The sequence below is a fragment of the Micrococcus sp. 093350064-1 genome (genome assembly GCF_053627955.1).
Genome location: NZ_JBSEYU010000003.1, coordinates 153,029 through 177,525 on the forward strand (window position 1 = coordinate 153,029; position 24,497 = coordinate 177,525).

22 protein-coding genes are annotated in these 24,497 nt (G+C 72.3%); 4 read left to right on the plus strand and 18 right to left on the minus strand.

Annotation, left to right across the window (positions count from 1 at the left end; translation table 11 throughout):
- Positions 1–838: 838 nt before the first annotated feature.
- The 5 genes from ACUW6W_RS04600 to ACUW6W_RS04620 all read right to left on the minus strand — a co-directional run bounded on the left by ACUW6W_RS04600 (position 839) and on the right by ACUW6W_RS04620 (position 6,059).
- Positions 839–1,240 carry a cytochrome c oxidase subunit 4 gene (locus tag ACUW6W_RS04600; RefSeq protein ID WP_002854636.1) on the minus strand — a complete coding sequence of 134 codons (402 nt, stop codon included), beginning with the start codon at positions 1,238–1,240 and terminating at the stop codon, positions 839–841.
- The gene (ctaD, locus tag ACUW6W_RS04605) at positions 1,237–2,946 is read right to left on the minus strand and encodes an aa3-type cytochrome oxidase subunit I (protein ID WP_095346459.1); all 1,710 of its coding nucleotides are present in this window, start codon (positions 2,944–2,946) and stop codon (positions 1,237–1,239) included. The genes ACUW6W_RS04600 and ctaD overlap by 4 nt, the downstream gene beginning before the upstream one ends.
- Positions 2,946–3,863 carry an aa3-type cytochrome oxidase subunit II gene (ctaC, locus tag ACUW6W_RS04610; RefSeq protein WP_370448943.1) on the minus strand — a complete coding sequence of 306 codons (918 nt, stop codon included), beginning with the start codon at positions 3,861–3,863 and terminating at the stop codon, positions 2,946–2,948. Before ctaC ends, ctaD begins: the two co-directional genes overlap by 1 nt.
- Positions 3,864–4,141: 278 nt before the next feature.
- Positions 4,142–4,534: an iron-sulfur cluster insertion protein ErpA gene (gene erpA, locus ACUW6W_RS04615; RefSeq protein ID WP_002854644.1), complete on the minus strand. Its 393-nt coding sequence runs from the start codon at positions 4,532–4,534 to the stop codon at positions 4,142–4,144.
- Between the two features lie 121 nt (positions 4,535–4,655).
- Positions 4,656–6,059, minus strand: coding sequence for a dipeptidase (locus ACUW6W_RS04620; protein ID WP_036315118.1), 1,404 nt, complete (start codon positions 6,057–6,059; stop codon positions 4,656–4,658).
- 80 nt (positions 6,060–6,139) lie between these two features.
- Here ACUW6W_RS04620 and ACUW6W_RS04625 point away from each other — a divergent pair, with 80 nt between their 5' ends.
- Positions 6,140–6,760, plus strand: a complete 621-nt coding sequence (locus ACUW6W_RS04625) for a DUF3043 domain-containing protein (RefSeq protein ID WP_036315121.1) — start codon at positions 6,140–6,142, stop codon at positions 6,758–6,760.
- Positions 6,761–6,827: 67 nt separating this feature from the next.
- Here ACUW6W_RS04625 and ACUW6W_RS04630 read toward each other — a convergent pair whose 3' ends face one another.
- Entirely contained in the window at positions 6,828–7,955 is a 1,128-nt protein-coding gene (locus ACUW6W_RS04630; RefSeq protein WP_051995260.1) for a quinone-dependent dihydroorotate dehydrogenase, read from the minus strand.
- Positions 7,956–8,010: 55 nt separating this feature from the next.
- Here ACUW6W_RS04630 and ACUW6W_RS04635 point away from each other — a divergent pair, with 55 nt between their 5' ends.
- A complete protein-coding gene (locus ACUW6W_RS04635) occupies positions 8,011–9,120 on the plus strand; it encodes an alpha/beta hydrolase (protein WP_454179865.1) in 1,110 nt (369 codons plus the stop codon).
- Here the strand turns inward: ACUW6W_RS04635 and ACUW6W_RS04640 are convergent.
- From ACUW6W_RS04640 to hrcA, 10 genes are all read right to left on the minus strand, one after another.
- Positions 9,060–9,923 carry an isoprenyl transferase gene (locus ACUW6W_RS04640; RefSeq protein ID WP_454179867.1) on the minus strand — a complete coding sequence of 288 codons (864 nt, stop codon included), beginning with the start codon at positions 9,921–9,923 and terminating at the stop codon, positions 9,060–9,062. The genes ACUW6W_RS04635 and ACUW6W_RS04640 overlap by 61 nt on opposite strands.
- Positions 9,920–10,741, minus strand: a complete 822-nt coding sequence (gene recO / locus ACUW6W_RS04645; RefSeq protein WP_206496430.1) for a DNA repair protein RecO — start codon at positions 10,739–10,741, stop codon at positions 9,920–9,922. The genes ACUW6W_RS04640 and recO overlap by 4 nt, the downstream gene beginning before the upstream one ends.
- Positions 10,738–12,471: a 2-isopropylmalate synthase gene (gene leuA, locus ACUW6W_RS04650; protein WP_158183781.1), complete on the minus strand. Its 1,734-nt coding sequence runs from the start codon at positions 12,469–12,471 to the stop codon at positions 10,738–10,740. Before leuA ends, recO begins: the two co-directional genes overlap by 4 nt.
- 337 nt (positions 12,472–12,808) lie before the next feature.
- On the minus strand, positions 12,809–13,774 hold the full coding sequence (gene era, locus ACUW6W_RS04655) for a GTPase Era (protein ID WP_095346471.1): 966 nt from the start codon (positions 13,772–13,774) through the stop codon (positions 12,809–12,811).
- A gap of 43 nt (positions 13,775–13,817) precedes the next feature.
- A complete protein-coding gene (locus tag ACUW6W_RS04660) occupies positions 13,818–15,143 on the minus strand; it encodes a hemolysin family protein (protein ID WP_095346473.1) in 1,326 nt (441 codons plus the stop codon).
- A 10-nt stretch (positions 15,144–15,153) separates the two neighbouring features.
- On the minus strand, positions 15,154–15,627 hold the full coding sequence (gene ybeY, locus ACUW6W_RS04665) for an rRNA maturation RNase YbeY (RefSeq protein ID WP_095346475.1): 474 nt from the start codon (positions 15,625–15,627) through the stop codon (positions 15,154–15,156).
- The gene (locus ACUW6W_RS04670) at positions 15,617–16,690 is read right to left on the minus strand and encodes a PhoH family protein (protein ID WP_060774993.1); all 1,074 of its coding nucleotides are present in this window, start codon (positions 16,688–16,690) and stop codon (positions 15,617–15,619) included. The genes ybeY and ACUW6W_RS04670 overlap by 11 nt, the downstream gene beginning before the upstream one ends.
- A 40-nt stretch (positions 16,691–16,730) precedes the next feature.
- Positions 16,731–17,492 carry a 16S rRNA (uracil(1498)-N(3))-methyltransferase gene (locus ACUW6W_RS04675; RefSeq protein ID WP_036336562.1) on the minus strand — a complete coding sequence of 254 codons (762 nt, stop codon included), beginning with the start codon at positions 17,490–17,492 and terminating at the stop codon, positions 16,731–16,733.
- The gene (dnaJ, locus tag ACUW6W_RS04680) at positions 17,489–18,622 is read right to left on the minus strand and encodes a molecular chaperone DnaJ (RefSeq protein ID WP_036336564.1); all 1,134 of its coding nucleotides are present in this window, start codon (positions 18,620–18,622) and stop codon (positions 17,489–17,491) included. The genes ACUW6W_RS04675 and dnaJ overlap by 4 nt, the downstream gene beginning before the upstream one ends.
- 75 nt (positions 18,623–18,697) lie before the next feature.
- Entirely contained in the window at positions 18,698–19,711 is a 1,014-nt protein-coding gene (hrcA, locus tag ACUW6W_RS04685) for a heat-inducible transcriptional repressor HrcA (protein WP_036336566.1), read from the minus strand.
- 171 nt (positions 19,712–19,882) lie between these two features.
- On the opposite strand from hrcA, the gene ACUW6W_RS04690 reads away from it, so the two are divergent.
- Positions 19,883–20,743, plus strand: a complete 861-nt coding sequence (locus ACUW6W_RS04690; protein WP_036336568.1) for a DUF3097 family protein — start codon at positions 19,883–19,885, stop codon at positions 20,741–20,743.
- Positions 20,744–20,837: 94 nt separating this feature from the next.
- A complete protein-coding gene (locus tag ACUW6W_RS04695) occupies positions 20,838–21,257 on the plus strand; it encodes a DUF4870 domain-containing protein (RefSeq protein ID WP_002854682.1) in 420 nt (139 codons plus the stop codon).
- 15 nt (positions 21,258–21,272) lie between these two features.
- Here ACUW6W_RS04695 and hemW read toward each other — a convergent pair whose 3' ends face one another.
- Both hemW and lepA read right to left on the minus strand, forming a co-directional pair.
- Positions 21,273–22,553, minus strand: a complete 1,281-nt coding sequence (gene hemW, locus ACUW6W_RS04700) for a radical SAM family heme chaperone HemW (RefSeq protein WP_036336572.1) — start codon at positions 22,551–22,553, stop codon at positions 21,273–21,275.
- Positions 22,554–24,413, minus strand: a complete 1,860-nt coding sequence (gene lepA / locus ACUW6W_RS04705) for a translation elongation factor 4 (protein ID WP_454179870.1) — start codon at positions 24,411–24,413, stop codon at positions 22,554–22,556.
- Between the last annotated feature and the right edge of the window lie 84 nt (positions 24,414–24,497).

The window sequence follows — 24,497 nt, forward strand, 5'->3', positions numbered from 1 at the left end:
GACGCCTCGGGAGTGCCCGGGCAGCGAACTCCGGCCTTCTCGCTCCCAGCCGTCGATCACCCACCGGGAGTCTGCCCGCGGACGAGCCCCCTGGCGGGCCGGCCCTGAGCCCAGCACGTACTCCGCCTCCGTCTCCAGGACCGCTCGGATGCTCGGGTGCGCTGCCAGCACGTCCTCTCCGTCGGGCTCCTCTGCCAGTACCTCGCGGCCGCCACCGTGCCGACCAGGGCCGCGTGATCGCGTCGTTCCTCGGCCGGGTCCATGTGAGGTCGAGGCCGGCGAGGGCCTGCACGAGCTGACCAACGGAGACCGCTGGACGAGACTCGGCGCCGGGCCGCCCACTGGTGACGGTGAAGAGGCTGCGGGACGTGCCCCGCGACCCGGGTCACGATCATGTCGGAGCCAGGACGCGAGCCCTGTGGCTCGCGGGCTGAGGATCATCCCCCGTTCCAGGCCGAGGCGGCGTCCGCGCGGGCCGGCCACCCGCTCGTGCCCATGCGACGTCGTCGGCCGATCCACACCGGGAGGACGGTGTGATCGAGATCTGCGCCCGGTCCACGCCCCCGCCACCGTCCAGACCCCCGTGCCGTCGTCGTCGGCCTCCTGGGAGCTCTCCCCGGCCTCGGCGGATTCGGGCCGCTCGATACTCGCTTCCCATCCAGAGGGGCCTGGCGAGGCTCCCGTTTCCCGGACGAAAGCGTTCGGGAAGGCTCCCGTTTCCCGCACGAAAGCGCCGGGGCTCAGCGTCCGGGGGCACGACGACGGCGGGCCGGCCCTCCGAAGAGGACCGGCCCGCCGTCGTCGTCAGCGCCGGTGGCGCTGCGTGATCGACCCGAGGTCAGTGGGCGTACTTGCCCCGAGAGAACTCGTAGACCCACCCGAAGGTGAAGTAGGCGGCGGCGACGATGCCGATGATGAAGACCCACCAGCCGACGGCCAGGCCGGTCACGATGATCGCGCAGCCCAGGCCGAGGCCCAGGGGCCACCAGCTCCAGGGAGCGAAGGTGCCGTAGGTGCCGGCGTACTCGACGATCTGACCGTCCTCGTCATCTGCAGGGCCGACGCCGTATTTGTGCTCGGCGGCCCGCAGGTACCAGGCGATCATCCAGGACATCCCGCCCACGGCGTAGATGGCCGGGATGCCTGCCCACTCGGTCCACTCGACCCAGAACCCGTAGAGGGTGGCGGCTGCGATGAAGAACAGGCCGATGATCCAGAAGATGTTGGCTGCGACCTTCACTGGGCGACCTTCTCTCCGAAGGCCTCAGACGTGTTCTGAGGCGAGTGCGGGAAGAGCTCCGGGTGGTGCAGATCCAGCGCCGGACGCTCGGAGCGGATGCGCGGCAGGGAGTGGAAGTTGTGCCGCGGCGGCGGGCACGAAGTGGTCCACTCGAGCGAGGCGCCGAAGCCCCACGGGTCGTCCACGGTGACCTTCTTGCCATAGCGCGAGGTGATGTAGACGTTCCAGAAGAACGGGATCAGCGACGCGCCGAGAACGAAGGAGAACACCGAGGAGAACGCGTTCATCGCCTGGAAGCTGTCCTCCACCATGTAGTCCGCGTAGCGACGGGGCATGCCGATGACACCGAGCCAGTGCTGGATCAGGAACGTGCCGTGGAAGCCCACGAACAGCATCCAGAACTGGATCTTGCCGAGACGCTCGTTCAGCATCTTGCCGGTGAACTTCGGCCACCAGAAGAAGAAGCCGGCGAACATCGCGAACACCACGGTGCCGAAGACGACGTAGTGGAAGTGCGCCACGACGAAGTACGTGTCGGACACCTGGAAGTCCAGGGGCGGCGACGCCAGGATGACGCCGGTCAGGCCACCGAACAGGAAGGTGACCATGAAGCCGAGCGTCCACAGCATCGGGGTCTCGAAGGTGATCGAACCGCGCCACATGGTGCCGATCCAGTTCACGAACTTCACGCCGGTCGGGACCGCGATGAGCATGGTCATTACGGAGAAGAACGGCAGGAGCACGGCGCCGGTCACGTACATGTGGTGCGCCCACACCGTCACGGAGAGCGCGGCGATCGCCGTCGTCGCGAACACGATGGACTTGTAACCGAAGATCGGCTTGCGGGAGAACACCGGGATGATCTCCGACACGACGCCGAAGAACGGCAGGGCGATGATGTACACCTCGGGGTGGCCGAAGAACCAGAAGAGGTGCTGCCACAGGATGGCGCCGCCGTTCTCCGGGTTGAAGATGTGGCCGCCGAAGCGACGGTCCAGGCCCAGCGCGAAGAGCGCGGCGGCCAGCGGCGGGAACGCCATCATGATCAGGATGCCGGTGATGAGCGTGTTCCACGTGAAGATCGGCATGCGCCACATCGTCATGCCAGGAGCACGCATCGTCAGGATCGTGGTGATGAAGTTGACGCCGCCCATGATCGTGCCGAAGCCCTGGAGGACCAGACCGAACACCCAGAGGTCACCGCCGACGCCCGGCGAGTACGTGGTGTTGGAGAGCGGGGCGTAGGCGAACCAGCCGAACGAGGCCGCACCCTGCGGGGTGAGGAAGCCGGCGGTCGCGATGAGCGAGCCGAACAGGAAGAACCAGAACGCCAGGGCGTTCAGACGCGGGAAGGACACGTCCGGAGCGCCGATCTGCAGCGGCACCAGCACGTTGGCGAAGCCCACGAAGAGCGGGGTCGCGAACATGAGCAGCATGAGCGTGCCGTGCATGGTGAACAGCTGGTTGTACTGCTCCTTCGTCTGCAGGATCTGCATGCCGGGCTCGAAGAGCTCCGCGCGGATCATGAGGGCCATGACGCCGCCGATGCAGAAGAAGATGAAGGACGTGATCAGGTACATGTACCCGAGCACCTTGTGGTCGGTCGTCGTCAGCCAGCTGACGACGATCTTGCCCAGCGAACGGGGCACCACACGAGGCTGCGCCTGTGAGCGCACCTCATCCGTTGCGTACTCGTAAGTGGTCATCAGTGGCTACCTCCACCGCGGGGGGTCTGGAGATCGCGCTCCATCGTCCCGGCGCCGTCAGGGTTGTTGTTGGGGTTGCGGCTGTACTCTTCGCCCACCTGACCCGGCTCCATCTCCTCGAGGCGGTCCACGAACTCGGCCTCGTCCACGACCTCGACGTTGAAGAGCATCTCGGAGTGGTACTCGCCGCACAGCTCGGCGCACTTGCCGTCGTAGCTGCCCAGCTCCTGGGGGGTCAGGTAGAGGTGGTTGGTCTTGCCGGGGATCATGTCGCGCTTCTGGAGGAACTGCGGGATCCAGAAGGAGTGCGCCACGTCGCGGGACTTCAGCTCGAAGTGCACCGGCACGTCGTTCGGCAGGTACAGGACCGGAAGGGTGTCACGCACGCCCTCGGTGCCGTCCAGCTGGGCCTGGATGCCGGAGTAGTGGGCCTCGATGACCTCGCCGTTCTCCTGCTCGTAGGAGTAGTTGAAGTCCCAGGACCACTGCTTGCCGTACACGGTGACGGTCAGCGGCGAGTCGTCCACGGGGCGGTCGACCTCGGTCTGGACGCGGTCGGTGAAGCCCCAGAGGGTGAAGACCGTCAGGATCGGGATGGCCGTGAACATGGTCTCGAGCGGCACGTTGTAGGCCGTCTGCTTCGGGAAGCCCTGGTCGTTCTTGCGGCGGCGGTAGGCCACCATGCACCAGATCATGGCGCCCCAGACGAGCAGGCCGACGACCATGGCCGCGATCCAGGAGTTCACCCACAGGTCGGTGAGCTGGGCGTTGTGGTTGGTGGTGTCCCGGGTGCCGGGGTACCAGCCGCGCTGGACCTCTGCCGAACAGCCGGTCAGCACCAGGAGCGCCGTGGTGCCCACGGCACCGGCGGTCCAGCGGCGGCGAGTCCGACGTCCGGCGTCATTCTGTGCTCTCACAGACGGCCTTCCTCTTCATCTCGTGTGCGAGGGGCGTGCCCGCTCCCCCGGCGATTCGGCGACTTCTCGCAACGTCCTCGCAGGGAGCACGGGTATGCCCTGATGATTCAGAGCCAGTCTAAGCCGAAACACGCGGATTCTCCGCACCGTGACACGTGCCGATCGTGTCTGGGAGTCGGGTCCGAGCATCCTGGGCGCGGTGCCCGGACACGACGACGGCGGGCCGGCCGAGGCCGACCCGCCGGTTCGCGGTCCGTGGCGCTCCGGGCGCCCGCAGATCAGTGGAAGGAGTCGCCGCAGGCGCACGAGCCGCCCGCGTTGGGGTTGTCGATCGTGAAGCCCTGCTTCGAGATGGTGTCCTCGAAGTCGATGGTCGCGCCCATGAGGTAGGGCACGCTCATCTTGTCGACGATCACCTCGACCCCGTCATAGTCACGGACGGTGTCGCCGTCGAGGACGCGCTCGTCGAAGTAGAGCTGGTAGATCAGGCCCGAGCAGCCGCCCGGCTGCACAGCAACGCGCAGCCGCAGGTCCGTGCGGCCCTCCTGCTCGAGCAGCGAGCGCACCTTGCCGGCCGCCACGTCGGTCAGCTCGACCTCGTGCGGGGGCAGGCCCTCGGCGTCCTGGGTCGCGCCGATCTCGACGCCGGTCTCCTCTGCGGACAGAGCCATCGTGACCTCCTCAGATCATGGGGCGCGGACGGGGCCGTCACGCGCGTGTGGTCTCCCGGGCAACACTAGCCGCCCACGGAGCATTCCCGGTCCGCCGCACCGGCGGCGGAACGGGCGGCGCTCATGCGGAGAGCCGCGCGAGCCAGAGCGCCTCGGCCACGACGGCCCGCTGGAAGTCGTCGATGTGCAGCGACTCGTTGGCCGAATGCGCCCGCGTGTCCGGGTCCTCCACGCCCGTGATGAGGAGGGTGGCCTCCGGGAAGACCTGGGCGAGGTCCGCGGTGAACGGGATGGAGCCGCCCATGCCGATCGCCCGGGGCTCGACGTCCCAGGCGTCCTCCAGGGCCGCCATCATCGCGGCCGCGGCGGTGGCCGAGGTGTCCGTCGTGAACGGCTGACCGAACTCCCCCGCGGTGACCGTGATCTCCGCCCCGAGCACCGCCGCGGACTGCGCCTCCAGGTGGGTGCGCAGGGCCTCGAAGGCCTCCGCGGGGTCCATGCCGGGGCCCAGGCGCAGCGAGAACTTGGCGCGCGCCGCGGGCTGGATCGTGTTCGAGGACTCCGCGACCGAGGGCGCGTCGATCCCGATGATGCTCAGCGCGGGAGCGTTCCACAGCCGGTCCGCGACCGGACCGCGGCCGGCCAGGGTCACCCCGTCCAGCACGCCCGCGTCCGCACGGAAGACGTCCTCCGGGTAGTCCAGGCCTGCGGTCTGCCGCGGCTCGAGGCCGGGCACGGCGACCGCCCCGTCCGCGTCGTGGAGCGTCGCGATCAGCCGCGAGAGCAGGACGACGGCGTCCAGGACCGGCCCGCCGAACATGCCGGAGTGCACGGCGTGGTCGAGCACCCGGACGGTCACCGTGCCGTCCACCAGCCCGCGCAGGGAGGTGGTCAGCGCGGGCTCCCCCACGGCCCAGTTGGACGAGTCCGCGACGACGATCGCGTCGGCGTCGAGGCGCGCCCGGTGCTTCTCCAGGAAGGTGCGGAAGGTGGGCGAGCCGGCCTCCTCCTCGCCCTCGATGAACACGCGGACGCCGACGCCGGCATCGGGCAGGACATCCCGCAGGGCGGCGAGGGCGGCGAGGTGGACCATGATGCCGGCCTTGTCGTCGGCGGCGCCGCGGCCGTACAGCCGCCCGCCGCGCTCGGTGGCCACGAGCGGCGGGGTGTCCCAGAGGTCCTCGTCCCCGATCGGCTGCACGTCATGGTGGGCATACAACAAGACAGTGGGCTTGTCTGAGGCGCCGGGCTTCTCACCGATCACCGCCGGCCCGCCGGGCCGGCCGTCGTCGCGGGTCTCGGTCACGATCTCCACATGCTGCAGGCCCGCCGCGCGCAGCAGGCCCGCGACGGCCTCGGCGGACCGCTCGAGCTGGGTGCGGTCCGCTGAGTCCCAGGCGATGCCCGGGATCGCCACGAGATCGGTGAGGGTCTGGAGGGTCGTCGGGAAGCGGGCCTCGACGGCCTCACGGACGGCGGAGACGAGGGCCGCGTCCTGCGGCGCACGGGAGGTGATGTCAGTCATGACGGCCAGCGTAGACGGCGGCCGGGCCGAGGGCCGCGCCTCCGGCCGGGCCGGATGCGCCCCACCACTAGACTGGACGGGTGTTCAAGCGAGACAAGACCCCCGAGACCGCGCCCGCCCCCTCGACTCACGGCTCCTCGGCTGCTCCCGCCGAGGGCGCCGTGTCCGGGGCCGCGCCGCGCGACCGCTCGCAGGGCAAGAAGGGCCCGACTCCACGGCGCCGCGACCAGGAGGCCGCGCGCCGTCGCACCCTGGTCCCCGAGGATCGCAAGGCGGCCCGCAAGGCCGAGCGTCAGGCGATGGCCCAGGAGCGGATGCGCCAGCGCGCCGCGCTGGAGACCGGGGACGAGCGCGGCCTCCCGGCACGCGACAAGGGGCCGCAGAAGCGCTGGGTCCGTGACTACGTGGACGCGCGCACCGGCATCGGCGAGTGGCTCATGCCCGTCGTCTTCGCCTACGTCGTGCTCATGTTCATCCCCGGCCGCGAGGCGCAGCTGATCCTGATGATCAGCCTGTACGCCCTCGTGGCCCTCGTGCTCATCGAGAGCTTCCTGGTCAGCCGGCACATCAAGAAGGGCCTCACGGAGCGCTTCGGCACGCCGGAGCCCGGGACCGGCTTCTACGGCATCATGCGGGCCCTGCAGTTCCGCCGCATGCGTCTGCCCAAGCCCCAGGTCAAGCGGGGCGAGTACCCCGCCTGACACGACACCGCGTGACGGCCCGGACCCCCGGTGGGTCCGGGCCGTCGCGGCCCCGGCGAGCAGACCGTCAGCCCCGCAGGGACCGCGCCAGCCCGGCGGTGGTCCGGCCGGCCCAGAACGGCCCCTCGTAGAGGAACGCGGTGTAGCCCTGGACGAGGTCCGCGCCCGCGTCGAGCCGGGCCTGGACGTCGTCGGCGTCCGTCACCCCGCCCACGCTGACGACGGCGGTGCCCGTCGGCAGCGCCGCCCGCAGGACCTGCAGCACCCGCATCGAACGCTCCTGGAGCGGGGCGCCGGACAGGCCGCCCGCGCCCAGGGCGTCCACGTCGGCACGCGGGGTGCGCAGACCCTCCCGGGAGACGGTCGTGTTGGTCGCGATGACACCGTCGAGTCCGAGGCGCTCGGCGAGCGCCCCGACGGCGCGCACGTCGGCGTCCGCCAGGTCCGGGGCGATCTTCACGGTCAGCGGCACGCGACGGCCCGGGACCGCACGGTCGGCCTCCTCGCGCACCGCCGTGAGGATCGGCTCCAGCGCGTCGATCTCCTGCAGCTGACGCAGCCCCGGCGTGTTCGGTGAGGACACGTTGACCGTCAGGTAGTCGGCGTGGGGCGCGAGCAGGCGGGTCGAGGCCCGGTAGTCGTCCGCCGCGTCCTCGAGCGGGACCACCTTGGTCTTGCCGATGTTCACGCCCAGGACCGGCCGGGCCGGGCCGAAGCGGCGCTCCAGCGTCTGCCGGGTCCGCGCCAGGCGGGGGGCGACGGCCGCCGCGCCGTCGTTATTGAAGCCCATGCGGTTGACCAGCGCCCGGTCGTCCACGAGACGGAACAGTCGGGGCTGCGGGTTGCCGGGCTGCGGCTGCGCCGTGATCGTGCCGACCTCGATGTGGCCGAACCCGAGGTCGGCCAGGGCGGCGGTCCCCCGGCCGTCCTTGTCGAACCCCGCGGCCAGGCCGAAGGGCGTCGGGAACCGCAGGCCCATGACCGTGCGCGCGAGCATCGGGTCCGGGCGGAAGGCGGCGCGCAGGGCGGCGGACGCCCCGGTGCGCTCGGCCAGCCGGATCGCGTCGAAGCCCCGATGATGCGCCCGCTCCGCGTCCATGCCGCCGAACACGGCACGGAAGAAGGGCGGGTACAGGCGAGGCGCGCGGGAGGTCAGGATGCCGTCGACGGCGGACTTGGGATCAGGCAGCTGCATGCCCCCATCCTCGCACGGGCCTCCCGCCCGCCCGGGGTCCTCCTACAGTGGTCGGATGGCCCGTGACCCGCTCCAGCCGCCGCCCCCGGACCCCTCCGCCCCGCACGGCGCACCCGCCGGCGGACCGACGGAGGAGGACACCCGCCCGTTCCTCGACGATCCGCCGGGCCTGGGCTGGGTCCCGGACGGGCTGCCGGGCTTCGAACGATGCACGCTCGGCCTCGACACCGATGAACAAGGACAGAACCTTGTCACAGTGGTGCGTCCGCGCACCGACGCCGCCCGTGACCCGGCCCGGCGGCCCATCCTCTCGGTGCACGGCTGGAGCGACTACTTCTACAACGCCCCGCTCGCCCACGCGTTCGAGGCCGCCGGCTACGCCTTCCACGCCGTCGACCTCCGCCACTACGGCCGCTCGCTGCGCACGGGACAGACGCCCGGCTGGACGGACGACCTGGCCCGCTACGACGCGGACCTCGAGGCCGCGTTCGAGACCATCGCCCAGGACCACCCGTTGCCGCCCATCCTCATGGGACACTCCACCGGCGGGCTGATCGCCGCGCTGTGGGCGGACCGGAATCCCGGCCGCCTCGCCGCGCTCGTGCTCAACAGCCCGTGGCTGGAGATGCAGGGCAGCGCGGGGGTGCGCCTGCTGGCGAAGTCCATCGTGGGGCCCGTCTCCGCCATGAAGCCCTACGCCATGCTCACGCTGCCGCGCATCGACCACTACTGGCGCACCCTCTCGGACCAGGCCGAGGGCGAATGGGACCTGCACCCGCTCTGGCGTCCCCCGCACGCGTTCGAGGTGCCGGCCGCCTGGCTGAGCGCGGTCCTCTCGGGGCACCGGGCCGTGGCCGGGCGGCTCGACGTCACCGTGCCGATCCTCGTGCTCGTCTCCGCGCGCGGGCATCGGGGCACGTCCTACGCCGAGGCGATGCTGACCTCGGACATCGTCCTGGACCCCGACGCCATGGCCCGCCGCTCCCTGCGGCTCGGCGACCGGGTGACCGTCCACCGGCTCCCCGACGCGCTGCACGACGTGTTCGCCTCCCCCGCGTCGGTGCGCGAGGCGGCCGGTGCCGCGACGCTCACGTGGCTGGGGGCCTACGCGCCGCCGTCGGCGTCCGCGGCCGAGTCCGGCGCGCCGGACGACGGCGTCGGCTGAGGGGTGTCCACGGCGCCGCCGTAGCGGCGGTCCCGTCGGGCGTAGGTCTCGACGGCGGCCCACAGGGTCCGCCGGTCGACGTCCGGCCACAGCACGTCCAGGAACAGCAGCTCCGCGTAGGCGGACTGCCACAGCAGGTAGTTGGACAGGCGCTGCTCCCCCGAGGTCCGCAGGAACAGGTCCACGTCCGGGACGACGTCGACGTCCTGACCCGTGCGGAAGCCGCGGTCGAGGTAGCGGGTGATGACGTCCTCGCTGATCTCCCCCGGCCGCATCCGGCCGGCCCGGACCTCTTCGGCGATGGCCTGGACGCCATCCAGGATCTCGGCCCGGCTGCCGTAGTTCACGCACATGTGCAGCGTGGTGCCGGTGTTGTGGCGCGTGAGCTCCTCGGCCTCCTGCAGCTCCCGGATCACGGGGGTCCAGAGGCGCGGGGCCCGACCGTTCCACCGGATCCGCACGTTCCACGAGTGCAGGGTGTCCCGCTGCCGGCGCAGCACGTCCCGGGAGAAGCCCATGAGGAAACGCACCTCCTCCGCCGAGCGCCGCCAGTTCTCCGTGGAGAACGCATACGCGGACACGTGGCCGATCCCCAGCTCCACCGCCCCGGCGACGACGTCCAGCAGCGCCGCCTCGCCGGCCCGATGGCCCTCGGTGCGGGGCAGGCCGCGCTGGTTGGCCCACCGGCCGTTGCCGTCCATCACGATCGCCACGTGCCGGGGCACGAAACGCGGATCGATCCGCGGGGCGACCGCACCCGAGGGGTGCGGCGGCGGGGGCTGCGGGGCACGGTCGTCGCTCATGGTCTCCTCTCGACGCGCGGGGCGGGGAGGCCAAGGTTCTGGTCCAGGACGGACAGGGACACCAGGCGCCGCTCGGCGTGGAACTGCAGGTACGCCGCCACGATACCGGCCGCCTCGCGGCGGGCGGGGGCCCCGGAGGCGTCCGCGTTGGCCCAGTCCCCCGCCGCAAGGGCCGAGAGCAGATCGAAGGTCTCCGGGGCCGGGTGCGCGGCACCGGGTGGCCTGCACTCGGGACAGACAGCCCCGCCGAGGCCCACGTGCAGCGCCGTGTGCGGGCCGGGGGCGCCGCAGCGGGCGCACCGGTCGAAGGTGGGGGCCCAGCCGGCCTGGGCGAGCGCGCGCAGCAGGAACGAGTGCAGGATCAGGCGAGGGTCGTGCGCGCCACGGGCCAGCGCGGCCAGCGCGCCGTGGAACAGGCGGTACTGGGCGCGCCGACCGCCGTCGTCGACCGCGGGGACCCGCTCGACGGCCTCGGCGAGGGCGCCGGCGACGGTGTAGGCGTCGTAGTCGGCGGCCAGCATCGTCGCGTACGGGTGCAGCAGCTGCGCCTGGCTCACGGTGTGCAGCTCGCCCCGGCCGCGCGCGAGCTGGAGCGTGGAGTGCATGAACGGCTCCACCACCGAGCCCAGCCGGGAGGAGGCCTTGCGCACCCCCTTGGCCACGGCCCGGACCAGGCCGTGCTCGGGGGTGAGCGCCTCGACGATGCGATCGGCCTCCCCCAGACGGTGGGTGCGCAGCACGATCGCGTCGGTGCGGAACGAGTTCGCCGCGTAGCCGCCGTGCCGCGCACCCCGCCGGGAGGAGCCGGAGCCGCTCACGCGCGCAGGGCGCGGTTCACCGCGGACACCACGGCCTTCAGCGAGGCGGTGGTGGTGTTGTGGTCCAGGCCGACGCCCCAGAGGACACGGTCGCCCACGGCCGCCTCCACGTAGGCGGCGGCCATGGCCGCGCCGCCCTCGGACAGCGCGTGCTCGGAGTAGTCGAGCACGCGGACGTCCACGCCCTCCTCGCCGAGGATGCGCAGGAACGCGTCGATCGGGCCGTTGCCCTGCGCCGTGCGGGTCTGCGTGACGCCGTCGACCTCGAGCTCGGCCTCCATCCGGAACGCGCCGTCCTCGCCGGAGGCCGAGGAGACCGAGCGGAGCCGGTAGTGGCCCCACTGCGCCTCCGCCGCGTCGGCGGGCAGGTACTCGTCCTGGAACACACGCCACAGGTCGGCGCCGGAGACCTCGCCGCCCTGGGCGTCGGCCAGATCCTGGATGACGTGGGAGAACTCGATCTGCGCACGGCGCGGCAGGTCCAGGTTGTGCTCGGACTTGAGCAGGTAGGCGACGCCGCCCTTGCCGGACTGCGAGTTCACGCGGATGACGGCCTCGTAGGAGCGGCCGATGTCCTTCGGGTCGATGGGCAGGTAGGGCACGGCCCACGGGATGCCGTCCACGTCCGTGCCGGCCGCCTTGGCGTCGACCTCCATGGCCTCGAAGCCCTTCTTGATGGCGTCCTGGTGGGAGCCGGAGAAGGCCGTGAAGACGAGGTCACCGCCCCAGGGCGAGCGCTCGGGCACGGCCAGCTGGTTGCAGTACTCGACCGTGCGCTTGATGTGGTCCATGTCGGAGAAGTCGATCATGGGGTCGACGCCCTGCGAGTACAGGTTCATGCCCAGCGTCACCAGGTCCACGTTGCCGGTGCGCTCGCCGTTGCCGAACAGGCATCCCTCGATCCGGTCCGCCCCGGCCAGGTACCCCAGCTCGGCGGCGGCCACGCCCGTGCCGCGGTCGTTGTGCGGGTGCAGGGAGAGGAGGAGCGAGTCGCGGTGCTCCAGGTTGCGGTGCATCCACTCGATCGAGTCGGCGTACACGTTCGGGGTGGACATCTCCACCGTCGCCGGCAGGTTCAGGATCATCTTGCGATCGGTGGAGGCCTCCAGGACCGTGGCCACCTCATCCGAGATGCGCCGGGCGAACTCGAGCTCGGTGCCCGTGTAGGACTCGGGCGAGTACTCGTAGGTGATCTGCGTGCCCTTGAGCTGCTCCTCGAACTTCTTCACCAGGCGCGCGCCGGAGGTCGCGATGTCCACGATCCCGTCCTCGTCCTGCCGGAACACCACGCGGCGCTGCAGCACCGACGTCGAGTTGTACAGGTGCACGATGGCCCGGTCGGCGCCCTCGAGCGCCTCGAAGGTGCGCTCGATCAGGTGCTCACGGGACTGGGTGAGGACCTGGATGGTGACGTCGTCCGGGATGTGGTCGCCCTCGATGAGCTGGCGGACGAAGTCGTAGTCGGTCTGCGAGGCGGACGGGAAGCCGACCTCGATCTCCTTGAAGCCCATGCCGACGAGCAGCTGGAACATGCGCAGCTTGCGCTCGGGGCCCATGGGGTCGATCAGGGCCTGGTTGCCGTCGCGCAGGTCCACGGCGCACCACAGCGGCGCCTTCTCGATGACCTTGTCCGGCCAGGTGCGGTCCGGCAGGGCGACCTCGATCTGGTCCTGGAACGGGACGTACTTGTGGAACTTCATCCCCGACGACTTCTGCAGGTGGGCGCTCATGCGTGTTCTCCCTCGACGTGCGCGCGGCGGGCGCGCGAAAGGTGGATGGTCGGTGGCCGGGCCGGGAGGTCAGGGACTCCGCACGGGGTGTCCGGTCCGGTGGGAGGCGTCCTGCCTCCGCGTGCGCTCAGGCGGCGTGGATCACGGCCTGGCACGGGGACCCCGTGCGGCCGGGAAGTAGCAGGCGGGCCGTGGCCGGCGCTGTCGTCGCGAGGCAGAGGGACATGCCCCCGACCCTAGCACCGAGGTGGGCCGGGCCACAGGAGGCCGTCCCCGTGTGACGCACGACGACGGCGGCCCGCTCCGGCGCGTGCGCGCCCGGGCCGGGGCCTCCGGCTCAGAAGCCGAGTCGGCCGAGCTGTTTGGGGTCGCGCTGCCACTCCTTGGCGACCTTGACCCGCAGGTCCAGGTGCACCTTGGTGCCGAGCATGCGCTCGATGCCCGCCCGCGCCTGCGCGCCGATCTCACGCAGCCGGGAGCCGCCCTTGCCGATGATGATGCCCTTCTGGCTGTCCCGCTCGACGAAGACGTTCGCCCACACGTCCATGAGGGGCCGATCCGCGGGGCGGTCCTCGCGCAGGGACATCTCCTCGACCACCACGGCCACCGAGTGCGGCAGCTCGTCGCGCACTCCCTCCAGGGCCGCCTCCCGGATGAGCTCGGCGACCATGACCGCCTCCGGCTCGTCCGTGAGCTCGCCGTCGGGGTACAGGGGCGGCCCGGCCGGCAGCAGGCCCGCGAAGACGCCCAGGACGTCGTCGACCTGGTGGCCGGCCACCGCCGAGACCGGCACGACGGCCGCGAAGCCCTCCCCGCCGTTCTCCGGCCCGAGGACCTCGTCGCCCAGCGCGGTCACGGCCACGAGCTGCGCCATGAGCTGCTCCGGGCCCACCTTGTCCGTCTTGGTGACCACGGCGACCACCGGGGTGCGGTGCAGGTACGAGAGCTGCTGGGCGATGAACCGGTCGCCGGGGCCGATCGCCTCGTCGGCCGGCAGGCACATGCCCACGGCGTCGACCTCGTTGAGCGTCTCCGCCACGAGGTCGTTGAGGCGCTCGCCGAGCAGGGTGCGGGGCCGGTGCAGGCCCGGGGTGTCCACGAGCACGAGCTGGAAGTCCTCGCGGTGGACGATCCCGCGGATGGTGTGGCGCGTGGTCTGGGGCTTGGAGGAGGTGATCGCCACCTTCTCCCCCACCAGCGCGTTGGTGAGCGTGGACTTGCCGGCGTTCGGCCGGCCCACGAGCGAGACGAAGCCGGAACGGAAGCCGTCCGCGGCGCGGGCCGGATCGACGAGATCGGTCATGGGGTCATCCTTGTCAGGCGGGGCGTGGGGTGGGGCGGCCGGCTCAGGCCTCGGGGTCGGCGGGCTCGGCGCCGTGGGCCTGCTCCTCGCGCCGGCGCAGCCGCACCGGGCGGTCGGGGGTCTCGGAGACGCGCAGGCGCGCGACCCGGTTGCGGCGGGGCTCGAGGGTGTCCGCGACGAGCTCGATCCCCTGGACCACGACGCGCGAGCCCTGGATCGGGACGCGGCCGAGCTCCTTGGCGAGGAGGCCGCCGACCGTGTCGACGTCGTCGTCCTCGTCCTCCTCCGGCAGCTCGAACTCCTCGCGGAAGTCGTGGATGCCCATGCGCGCGTCGACGGAGTAGACGCCGGGCGCGACGAACTCCACCTCGGGGCGGTCCGGGTGGTCGTCCTCGTCGTAGATCTCGCCGACGATCTCCTCAATGAGATCCTCGAGCGTCACGAGCCCCGCCGTGCCGCCGTACTCATCCACCACCACGGCGACGTGGGTGGAGTCGCGCTGCAGCTCCTGCAGGAGGGTCGCCACGGACTTCGACTCGGGGACGAAGCGGACGTCGCGCATGACCTCGGTGACGGGGGTGTCGGTCGCAGCGCCGTCGTGGTGCAGGGCGCGGGTGACGTCCTTGAGGTGCAGCATGCCCCGGATGTCGTCGGCGTCCTCGCCGATCACCGGGATGCGGGAGTTGCCGGAGCGCAGGAACAGGGCCATGGCCTGGCCGAGCGTGTGGTCCGCGTCGATCGTGACGACGTCGGTGCGCGGCACCATGACGGAGCGGACGATGGTGTCGTTCATGGAGAACACCGACTGGATCAGCTCCGCCTCGGAGTCGGCGAGCACGTCCGCGTCGTGGGCGCGGGCGACGAACTCGCGCAGGTGGCGCTCCTGGAAGTCGTCCTCGTCCTCCGGCTCGACCTCGCGACGGCGCCGGTCCCGGTCCAGGCGGGCGGCGAGCGGGCCCAGGGCTCGGCGGAGCACCCACACCAGACCGCCGAGGCGGCGGGCGACGGCGGCCTCGTTGCGGGAGCCGATCGGCCGCGGACTCCAGACGCCCAGCAGGGCGGCCACGCCCACGAGCACGACCGCGGCGATCGCCACGGCGAGCCACGTGTCGTCCACCACCGCGTCGGCGGCCGCGGTCAGGCAGACGGCCGACAGGGCCTCGGCCACGAACCGCCAGACCCGGAGGGCCCCGAGGTGGCTCTCCCGCTCGCGGGCGATCTCCAGTGCCTTGGAGCCGGGCTGCTCGCGGACGATGTCCTCCGCGTCCCGCCGGGAGAGGTAGGAGAACGCGGACTCGGCCAGGGACAGCGTCCAGGTCAGGCCAAGGAAGACCAGGAAGAGGGCGAAGAGGAGGGTGGGCGTCAGCATGGGCGGTGCCTCAGTCCTCGACGGTGGGGGCCGGGGCCGGACGGCCGAGGACCTCGGACACGAGCCGGTCCTGGAGGCCGAACATCTCCTCGCGGTCGGCGTCCTCGAGATGGTCGTATCCGAGCAGGTGGAGCATGCCGTGGGTGAGCAGCAGGAGCAGCTCGTCGTCACGGGAGTGCCCGCCGCGCGCGGCCTGCTCGGCGGCGACCTCGGGGCAGAGCACGACGTCCCCGAGCACGCCCTCGGCCGGCGCCTCGGGCGAGCCGGGGGTCAGCTCGTCCATGGGCAGGCTCATCACGTCGGTGGGCCCGGGCAGGTCCATCCACTCCTCGTGCAGCTCGGCCATGCGTGCGGCGTCCACGACGGTCACGGCCGTCTCAGCGCGCTCGTGGACGTGCAGGCGCGCGTAGACGTGCCGGGCCATGCGCAGCAGCGCGTCCTCGGGGACCTCGATCCCCGACTCGTTCAGGATCTCAACGGCCACGGCGGGCCCCTCCTCGCTTCTGGGACCGCTCCGCGGGGCCGCGGGCGGCGTCGTAGGCGTCCACGATGGCGCTCACCAGCGAGTGCCGGACCACGTCCGAGGAGTCGAAGCGGACCACCTCCAGGCCCTCGATCCCCTCGAGCACCTCGACGGCCTGGGCCAGGCCGGACTGGGTGCCGCGCGGCAGGTCCACCTGCGAGGTGTCACCCGTGACGACCATGCGCGCACCGAAGCCGAGTCGGGTCAGGAACATCTTCATCTGCTCACCGGTGGTGTTCTGGGCCTCGTCGAGGATCACGAACGCGTCGTTCAGGGTGCGGCCGCGCATGTACGCCAGCGGGGCGACCTCGATGGTCCCGGCCTCCATGAGCCGCGGGATCGACTCGGGCTCGATCATGTCGTGCAGCGCGTCGTACAGGGGACGCAGGTACGGGTCGATCTTCTCGGAGAGCCCACCGGGCAGGAAGCCGAGACGCTCGCCGGCCTCGACGGCCGGGCGGGTGAGGATGATCCGGTTGACCTCCTTGGCCTGCAGCGCCTGCACGGCCTTGGCCATGGCCAGGTAGGTCTTGCCGGTGCCGGCCGGGCCGACGCCGAAGACGACGGTGGAGCGGTCGATCGCCTCCACGTAGTCCTGCTGGTGCAGGGTCTTCGCGCGGATGCGGCGACCCCGGCCCGAGAGGATCGAGTCCAGGTGCAGCTGACCCGCGCCGCGCCCGGTGGCGGCTCCGCGGACGTGATGGACGACCTGGCCCATCACCTCGGGGGTGACCGCCTGGTCGCGGCGGGCGATCGAGCGCAGGTCCTCGACGACGCGCCGCACCGTGGCCACGTCGGCCACCGGCCCGGCCAGGTCCAGCCGCTGGTCGCGGACCGTGACGTCCACGGTGGGGAACACGCCGCCGAGGATCCGCAGCAGGGCGTCCTGCGGTCCGAGGGTGCGGACCATGAGGTCGGCGGATTCGAACGCGACGCCCTCGTGCGCAGTGGCGGGCGGGGTCGGGGTCGTGGGGGGCACGGTCACGATGGGGCGGATCACCTCGGGGTCGCGGGGGCGGGACATCGAATCCAGTCTAGGCGTCGGTGCGCGGTCCTGCCGGGGCTCACCAGCGGCCGAGCCGGTGCTGGAGCACGGCGAGGGCGGCGGGGCCGGCCGTGGAGGCGCGCAGCACGTGCGGGCCGAGCCGCACCGGCACGGCCCCCGCTGCCACGCAGGCCTCGAGCTCGGCCGCGCCGATCCCGCCCTCGGGGCCCACGACGACGGCGATCTCGGCGGCCTCGGAGAGTCGTTCCGCCGGCACCGAGGACACCCCGTGCTCCGCGTCCTCGTGCAGCACGAGGACGAGCCGGCCGCCGTCGTCGTCCTGGACCAGCCCGGCCACCGCCGTCCCGGAGACGTGGTCCCGGACCGCGGGCACCCGGGCGCGACGCGCCTGCTTGGCGGCCGCGCGGGCCGTGTCCGCCCACTTCTGGCGGGCCTTGGCGGCCTTGGGGCCCTTCCAGCGGACGATCGAGCGCTCGGCCTCCCAGGGCACCACGGCGGTCACGCCGAGCTCGACGGCGGCCTGGACCGCCATGAGGTCCCGATCGCCCTTGGCGAGGGCCTGGACGAGCACGAGCGCCGGGGTGGGTGCCGGCTCCTCCGCCACCGCGTCCAGCCGCACGGACACCCCGTCCGGGGCGGCCGCGAGCACGGTGCCGTGGCCGAGCGTGCCCGACCCGTCGGCCAGGATCACGGCCTCCCCGGGGGCCAGGCGCATGGCCGCGGCGGCGTGGCGGGCCTCGGGGCCACCGAAGACGACCTCCACGCCGGCGCTCGCGCCGGCCAGAGCGCCCGGCTCGAGGTGGAACAGGGGGGCGGTCACAGGTTCCTCAGGTTCTCCCGCAGCCGGGCGAACATGCCCCTGGCCTGGGGTGCGCCGTGCACGACCTCCTCGCCGCGCACCTCCGCCAGGCGCTCCAGGAGCTGGCGCTGCTCGTCGTCCAGGTCGGTGGGCGTGGTGACCACCACGTCCACCTTGAGGTCACCACGGCCCTGCCCGCGCAGGCGGCCGACGCCCAGGCCCTGGAGGACCTCGACGTGGCCGGACTGCACACCCGGGTCCAGGCTGACGGACTGCTTGCCGTCCAGGGTGTCCAGCGTGACGGTGGTGCCCAGGGCCGCGGCCGCCATGGGGACGGTCACGGTGGTGGCCAGGTGGTCGCCCTCGCGGCGGAAGGTCTCGTCCGGGCGGACCGCGATCTCCACGTAGAGGTCGCCGTTCGGGCCGCCGCCCGGGCCGGCCTCGCCGCGGCCGGCGAGGTGGATGCGGGTGCCGTCGTCCACGCCCGCGGGGATGCGCAGGGTCAGCGACGTCCGGGTGCGGACGCGGCCCTGCCCGTCGCACTCGTGGCAGGGCGTCGGGATGACGGTGCCGAACCCCTGGCAGGCGGGGCAGGCCTCGGTGGCCATGACGGTGCCCAGCAGCGACCGCACGGGGCGCTGGATCATGCCGTGGCCCTGACAGGTCTGGCAGGTCTCCGGCTGGGTGCCGGGCTCGCAGCACGAGCCCCCGCACCGCTCGCAGCGCACGGCCGTGTCCAGCTCAATGGTCTGCTCGCCGCCGAAGACCGCGTCGCGCAGGTCGATCCGCGCGATCACCAGCGCGTCCTGGCCGCGGCGGGCGCGGCTGGCGGGGCCACCGCGGCCGCCCTGGCCGGCCGCGTTCATGAAGGTCTCGAAGATGTCGGCGAAGCCCCCGAAGCCGCCCGCCCCACCGAAGCCGCCCGGGAAGCCGGCCTGGCCGTTCTCATTGCCCGTCGTGTCGTAGGCCCGACGCCGGTCCTCGTCCGAGAGCACCTCATAGGCGTGGGAGATGCGCTTGAACTGCTCGGCCGCCTCCGGGTCGGGGTTGACGTCCGGGTGGTGGGTGCGCGCGAGCTTGCGGTAGGCGCGGCGGATCTCCTCGGTGCTGGCGTCACGGCTGACGCCGAGCGTCTCGTAGTGGTCGGTCACGGTGGGGATTCCTCTCGGGGCGAGCGGGACGTGGGGCGGTGCGGGACGGGGCCCGCCAGGACGCGCGGAGGCACGTCAGGTGGTCAGGATGCGGGAGAGATAGCGGGCGATCGCCCGGACGGCGGCCATGGTGCCCGGATAGTCCATCCGGGTCGGACCGATGACGCCGAGCTTCGCCACGGCGCCGGGGCCGTAGGCGGCCGCGACCACCGAGGTGTCCGCGAGCGATCCGGCGTTCTCGGAGCCGATCCGCACGGACACCCCGTGGGCGTCCTGCTCCATCTCCGTGAGCAGGCGCAGCAGCACCACCTGCTCCTCGAGCGCCTCCAGGATCGGCCCGATGGACGCGCCGAAGTCCCCCGGGGAGCGGGCCAGGTTGGCGGTGCCGGCCAGGACGATGCGGTCCTGCCGGCCGGCCTCGAGCAGGTCCTGGACGGCCGCGGCCACGAGGGCCGCGGCCGGCCGGTGCTCCGGGCGGACCCGGGTGACGACGTCGTCCATCACGGCGGCCGCCTGCACCGGACCGAGCCCCAGCAGGGCGTCCAGCAGGAGGCCGCGGAGCACGGACAGCTCCGCCTCGTCGACCGGCCGGTCCAGGACGGCGTGCCGCTGGTCCACCCGTCCCGTGGACAGGATGAGGACCACGAGCAGGCGCGTGGGCGTGAGGGAGACCAGTTCGAGGTGGCGGATCGTGGAGCCGTCCTCGTGGGGGAACTGCGCGACGGCGACCTGCTGGGTCAGCTGGGCCAGGAGGCGCACCGTGGACTCCATCATGTGCTCGGTGTCCGTCTCCGGGTCCAGCAGGGTGCTCACGGCCCGGCGCTCGGCCGGGGACAGCGGCTTCACCTCGGAGAGGCGGTCGACGAACACGCGGTAGCCCTTGTCCGTGGGGACGCGCCCGGCGGAGGTGTGCGGGGCCACGATGAGGCCCTCCTCCTCGAGCGCCGCCATGTCGTTGCGCACGGTCGCGGAGGACACGCCCAGGGCGTGCCGTTCCACGAGCGCCTTGGAGCCCACGGGCTCGCGCAGCGCCACGTAGTCCTCCACGATCGCCTGGAGCACCTGCAGGCGGCGGGGCTGCTCCGACATCTCGGTCCTCCTCTGGTCCGTCGGGATCCGGGGCGACCCCGGAGGTGCCCCTGACTGGCACTCCGGCGGGTCAAGTGCCAATGCTACCGTCCGACCCGGGTGGACCACCCGACCGGTCCGCACGGCTTCGCTCACGGTGATCGCCCGGCCCCGTTGCTACCGTGCTCTCCCATGGACTGGAGCAGCTGGGGCCCCGCGGGCCACGACGACCTGACGCGCCGCCCCGCCCGGACCGTCCCCGATGTGCCCGCCGCCCCCGGCACGGTGGTCGAGGACGTGGCCTCCGGGTTCACCGGGGCCGTGATCGGCATCGAGCGCTCCGGCGGCGTGCACGTGGTGGTCCTGGAGGACCACCGCGGCGTGCGCCGCGGCTTCCCCCTCGGCGGCGGCTTCTGGATCGACGGCGAGCCCGTGACCCTGGTCCCCCCGACCGCCGCGGCCCCGGCGGCGCCGGCCCGCACCGCCTCCGGCTCGCGACGGGTCGAGGGGGCGCGCGCCCGCACCGCCCGCGCCTCACGCATCTGGGTGGAGGGCGTGCACGACGCCGAGCTGGTGGAGAAGGTGTGGGGCGAGGACCTGCGCCTCGAGGGCATCGTCGTGGAGCCCCTGCACGGCGTGGACGACCTCGCCGGGGCGATCCGCACGTTCGCCCCCGGCCCGCGGCGCCGGCTCGGGATCCTCGTGGACCACCTCGTCACCGGGTCCAAGGAGGAGCGCCTCGCGGCCGAGGCCATGCGCGTGCCGGGGGCCGCGGGCAACGTGCTCATCCTCGGCCACCCCTACGTGGACGTCTGGCAGGTCATCAAGCCCTCCGTCCTCGGCATCCCCGCGTGGCCCGTCGTGCCGAAGGGGCAGGACTGGAAGACGGGGATCCTGCGGGGACTGGGCTGGCCGCACGGGAGCAAGGAGGCCACGGGGCTGGGGTGGAAGCGGCTGCTCTCCCACGTCACCACGTACGCGGACCTCGAGCCGTCCCTGCTGGGCCGCGTGGAGGAGCTCATCGACTTCCTCACCGCAGCACCCGAGCACTGATCTCGGCGCGGCCACCGCCCGCCCGCGCTATGCTGGCCCATGCCCTGCGCCCGGTCCCCGGCGCGCGGGTCCCGCGATCCAGGAGGAGCCCCTCGTGAACACCCGCGCGCAGCCCGACGCCGGCCGCACCGGCCACGGCCCGCCCGCCTGGCTCGTCTCGGCCGGCGGCCGCGGCGCCCCGCTCACGGCGAAGCAGGACCGTGACCGCGCGGCGCTGGCCCACCTCAGTCTGGCGTTCGGCGTGCTCGGCCCGCTGGTCGTGTGGCTGCTCTACCGCGACCGCGGCCCGTTCACCTCGCAGGAGTCGCGCGAGGCCCTGAACTTCTCCGGGCCGCCCACGCTCATCACGCTCCTGTTCTTCTTCCTGTCCCTGCTGCCGGTGGTCGGCCCGATCTTCGCGATCCTCGGCGCGCTCACGTGGGCCGCCATGGCGGTCTACGGCGTGATGGGCGCCTCGCACGTGTCCAAGGGCCGTCCGTTCCGGTACCCGTTCAACCTGCGCATCCTGCGCTGACCCGGGGCCGGCCGGTCAGAAGCCGGCCAGCGCCCGGACGATCGCGTCGTTGCGCAGCCGCCCCTCGAGCGTGGGGATGATGCGCCCGTCGACGGCGGCACGCCCGTCCAGCAGGCCCGCGGCGATGAGTTCGGCGATCGCCCCGCGGATCCGCGCGGCCTCCCCCGGCGTCTCCGAGACGAGCTCCGCGGTCGGGAGCCCGTCCACCGTGCGCACCGCGAGCATGATGCGCTCGAGTCGCCGCGCGTCGGCGTCGGGCCGCTCGCGGCCGACGGCGGGGGTGACCCCCGTGGCCAGCCGTTGCGCGTAGGCGGCGGGGTGCTTGGCGTTCCAGAACCGGACGCCGGCGAGGTGCGAGTGCGCTCCCGGGCCGATCCCCCACCAGTCCTGGTCCTCCCAGTACGCCACGTTGTGCCGCGCGCGGTGGACCCCGGAGCCCTGCGGGTCGCGCGCCCAGTTGGACACCTCGTACCAGCGGTAGCCGGCGGCGCCGAGCAGCTCCTCGGCGAGCAGGTACTTGTCCGCCTGGTCGTCGGGGTCCACGTCCGCCACCTCGCCGCGGGCCACCTGGGCCCCGAGCTTGGTGCCCTCCTCCACGATCAGCGAGTACGCGCTCACGTGGTCCGGGGCCAGGGCGACGGCGGCCTCGAGCGTGGCCCGCCAGTCGGCGAGGGACTCTCCCGCGGTCCCGTAGATCAGGTCCAGGGACACCTCCAGGCCGGCCTCGCGGGCCGCGGCGACGGCGGCGGGGACGGACTCGGGCCGATGGGTGCGCTCGAGCGTGGCGAGCACGTGCGGCACCGCGGACTGCATGCCCAGGGAGAGGCGGGTGAAGCCGCCGGCCGCGAGCTCACGGGCGTACTCCGGAGTGATGGTGTCCGGGTTGGCCTCGGTGGTGACCTCCGCGCCGGGCGCGATCCCGAACCGGTCCACCGCCGCCTGGAGGATGCGCACGAGGTCCGCGGCCGGCAGGAGCGTGGGCGTGCCGCCGCCGAAGAACACCGTGTGCAGCGGGCGGGCGGGCACGTCCGAGGACGCGAGCACGTCCGCGGCGAAGTCCAGCTCCGCGACCGCCGACTCCCAGTAGTCGCCGCGGCCCGCGCCGGGGCCGAGGTCGACGGCCGTGTACGTGTTGAAGTCGCAGTAGCCGCAGCGCACGGTGCAGAACGGCACGTGGACGTACAGGCTGAAGGTGCGCGCCGCGCCGTCGCCGGCGGCCGCGCGCACCCGCTGCCCGACGTCGGCCGGCAGCCGGCCGTCGTCGGGGACCGGCTCGCCGAGGGGCAGGGCGGGCACTTACTTCTTCGCCGCCTGGTCGGCGCCGGCGCCGTCCGAGGACAGGGCGGCGATGAAGGCCTCCTGCGGGACCTCGACCCGGCCCACCATCTTCATGCGCTTCTTGCCCTCCTTCTGCTTCTCGAGCAGCTTGCGCTTGCGGGAGATGTCGCCGCCGTAGCACTTGGAGAGCACGTCCTTGCGGATCGCGCGGATGTTCTCGCGGGCGATGATGCGCGAGCCGATGGCGGCCTGGATCGGCACCTCGTACTGCTGGCGCGGGATCAGCTCCTTGAGCTTGCCCGTCATCATCACGCCGTACGTATAGGCGTTGTCCTTGTGGGTGATGGAGGAGAACGCGTCCACCTGTTCGCCCTGGAGCAGGATGTCCACCTTGACGAGGTCGGCCGCCTGGTCACCGTCGGCCTTCCAGTCCAGCGAGGCGTACCCCTTGGTGCGGGACTTGAGCTGGTCGAAGAAGTCGAACACGATCTCGGCCAGCGGGATCCAGTAGCGGATCTCCACCCGTTCCTCGGAGAGGTAGTCCATGCCCTTGAGGTTGCCGCGCTTGGCCTGGCACAGCTCCATGACGGCGCCGATGAACTCGGCCGGCACGATGATCGTGGCCGAGGCCATGGGCTCGCGCACCTCGAGGATCTTGCCCTCGGGGAACTCGGAGGGGTTGGTCACGGTGACGACCTCACGGTCCTCCCGGGTGACCTCGTAGACCACGTTGGGCGCGGTGGAGATGAGGTCGAGCCCGAACTCGCGCTCGAGGCGCTCGCGCACGATCTCCAGATGCAGCAGACCGAGGAAGCCGACGCGGAAGCCGAAGCCCAGCGCGACCGAGGTCTCCGGCTCGTAGACGAGCGCGGCGTCGTTGAGCTTGAGCTTGTCCAGGGCGTCACGCAGCACGGGATAGTCCGAGCCGTCGATGGGGTACAGGCCTGAGAACACCATGGGCTTGGGGTCCTCGTAGCCACCCAGGGACTGCTCGGCCGGGTGGGCGTGGTTGGTGACCGTGTCGCCCACCTTGGACTGCCGCACGTCCTTCACGCCGGTGATGAGGTAGCCCACCTCGCCCACGGCCAGACCGTTCGTGGGTACGGGCTCCGGGGAGGAGACGCCGATCTCGAGGAGCTCGTAGGTGGTGCCCGTGGACATCATGCGGACCTTCTCCCGCGGGGAGAGCCGGCCGTCCACGACGCGCACGTACGTGACGACGCCCCGGTAGGTGTCGTACACGGAGTCGAAGATCATCGCGCGGGCCGGGGCGTCCGCGTCGCCCTCCGGGCTGGGGACGGCGCGGACCACGCGGTCCAGCAGCTCCTCGACGCCGACGCCCGTCTTGCCGGACACGCGCAGCACGTCCTCGGGATCGCAGCCGATCAGGGAGGCCAGCTCGGCCGCGTAGCGGTCCGGATCCGCGGCGGGCAGGTCGATCTTGTTGAGCACGGGGATGATCTCCAACTCGTGCTCCATGGCGAGGTAGAGGTTCGCCAGGGTCTGCGCCTCGATGCCCTGGGCGGCGTCCACCAGCAGGATCGCCCCCTCGCACGCGGCCAGCGAGCGGGAGACCTCGTAGGTGAAGTCCACGTGCCCGGGGGTGTCGATCATGTTCAGGGCGTAGTCCACCCCGTCCACGGACCAGGGCATGCGCACGGCCTGGGACTTGATGGTGATGCCGCGCTCACGCTCGATGTCCATGCGGTCCAGGTACTGCGCCTTCATGTCGCGGGGCTGCACGACGCCGGTGGCCTGCAGCATGCGGTCCGCCAGCGTGGACTTGCCATGGTCGATGTGGGCGATGATGCAGAAGTTGCGGATCACCGAGGGGTCGGTGGCAGCGGGCACCGGGGGGTTCGACGCCAGGGGCGACACGGGCACTTCCTCTACGGGTGACGGGGACGGGACTCTGACCGCCTAGTCTCTCATGATCCGCCGCCGACCCGACCCGGACGCCGG

Excerpts from the sequence above, each read along its gene's own strand:
- ctaD (WP_095346459.1), bottom strand. The coding sequence starts at position 2,946 with ATGACCACTTACGAGTACGCAACGGATGAGGTGCGCTCACAGGCGCAG.
- erpA (WP_002854644.1), bottom strand. The coding sequence starts at position 4,534 with ATGGCTCTGTCCGCAGAGGAGACCGGCGTCGAGATCGGCGCGACCCAG.
- ACUW6W_RS04620 (WP_036315118.1), bottom strand. The coding sequence starts at position 6,059 with ATGACTGACATCACCTCCCGTGCGCCGCAGGACGCGGCCCTCGTCTCC.
- ACUW6W_RS04630 (WP_051995260.1), bottom strand. The coding sequence starts at position 7,955 with ATGCAGCTGCCTGATCCCAAGTCCGCCGTCGACGGCATCCTGACCTCC.
- ACUW6W_RS04635 (WP_454179865.1), top strand. The coding sequence starts at position 8,011 with ATGGCCCGTGACCCGCTCCAGCCGCCGCCCCCGGACCCCTCCGCCCCG.
- ACUW6W_RS04640 (WP_454179867.1), bottom strand. The coding sequence starts at position 9,923 with ATGAGCGACGACCGTGCCCCGCAGCCCCCGCCGCCGCACCCCTCGGGT.
- leuA (WP_158183781.1), bottom strand. The coding sequence starts at position 12,471 with ATGAGCGCCCACCTGCAGAAGTCGTCGGGGATGAAGTTCCACAAGTAC.
- era (WP_095346471.1), bottom strand. The coding sequence starts at position 13,774 with ATGACCGATCTCGTCGATCCGGCCCGCGCCGCGGACGGCTTCCGTTCC.
- ACUW6W_RS04660 (WP_095346473.1), bottom strand. The coding sequence starts at position 15,143 with ATGCTGACGCCCACCCTCCTCTTCGCCCTCTTCCTGGTCTTCCTTGGC.
- ACUW6W_RS04670 (WP_060774993.1), bottom strand. The coding sequence starts at position 16,690 with ATGTCCCGCCCCCGCGACCCCGAGGTGATCCGCCCCATCGTGACCGTG.
- hrcA (WP_036336566.1), bottom strand. The coding sequence starts at position 19,711 with ATGTCGGAGCAGCCCCGCCGCCTGCAGGTGCTCCAGGCGATCGTGGAG.
- ACUW6W_RS04690 (WP_036336568.1), top strand. The coding sequence starts at position 19,883 with ATGGACTGGAGCAGCTGGGGCCCCGCGGGCCACGACGACCTGACGCGC.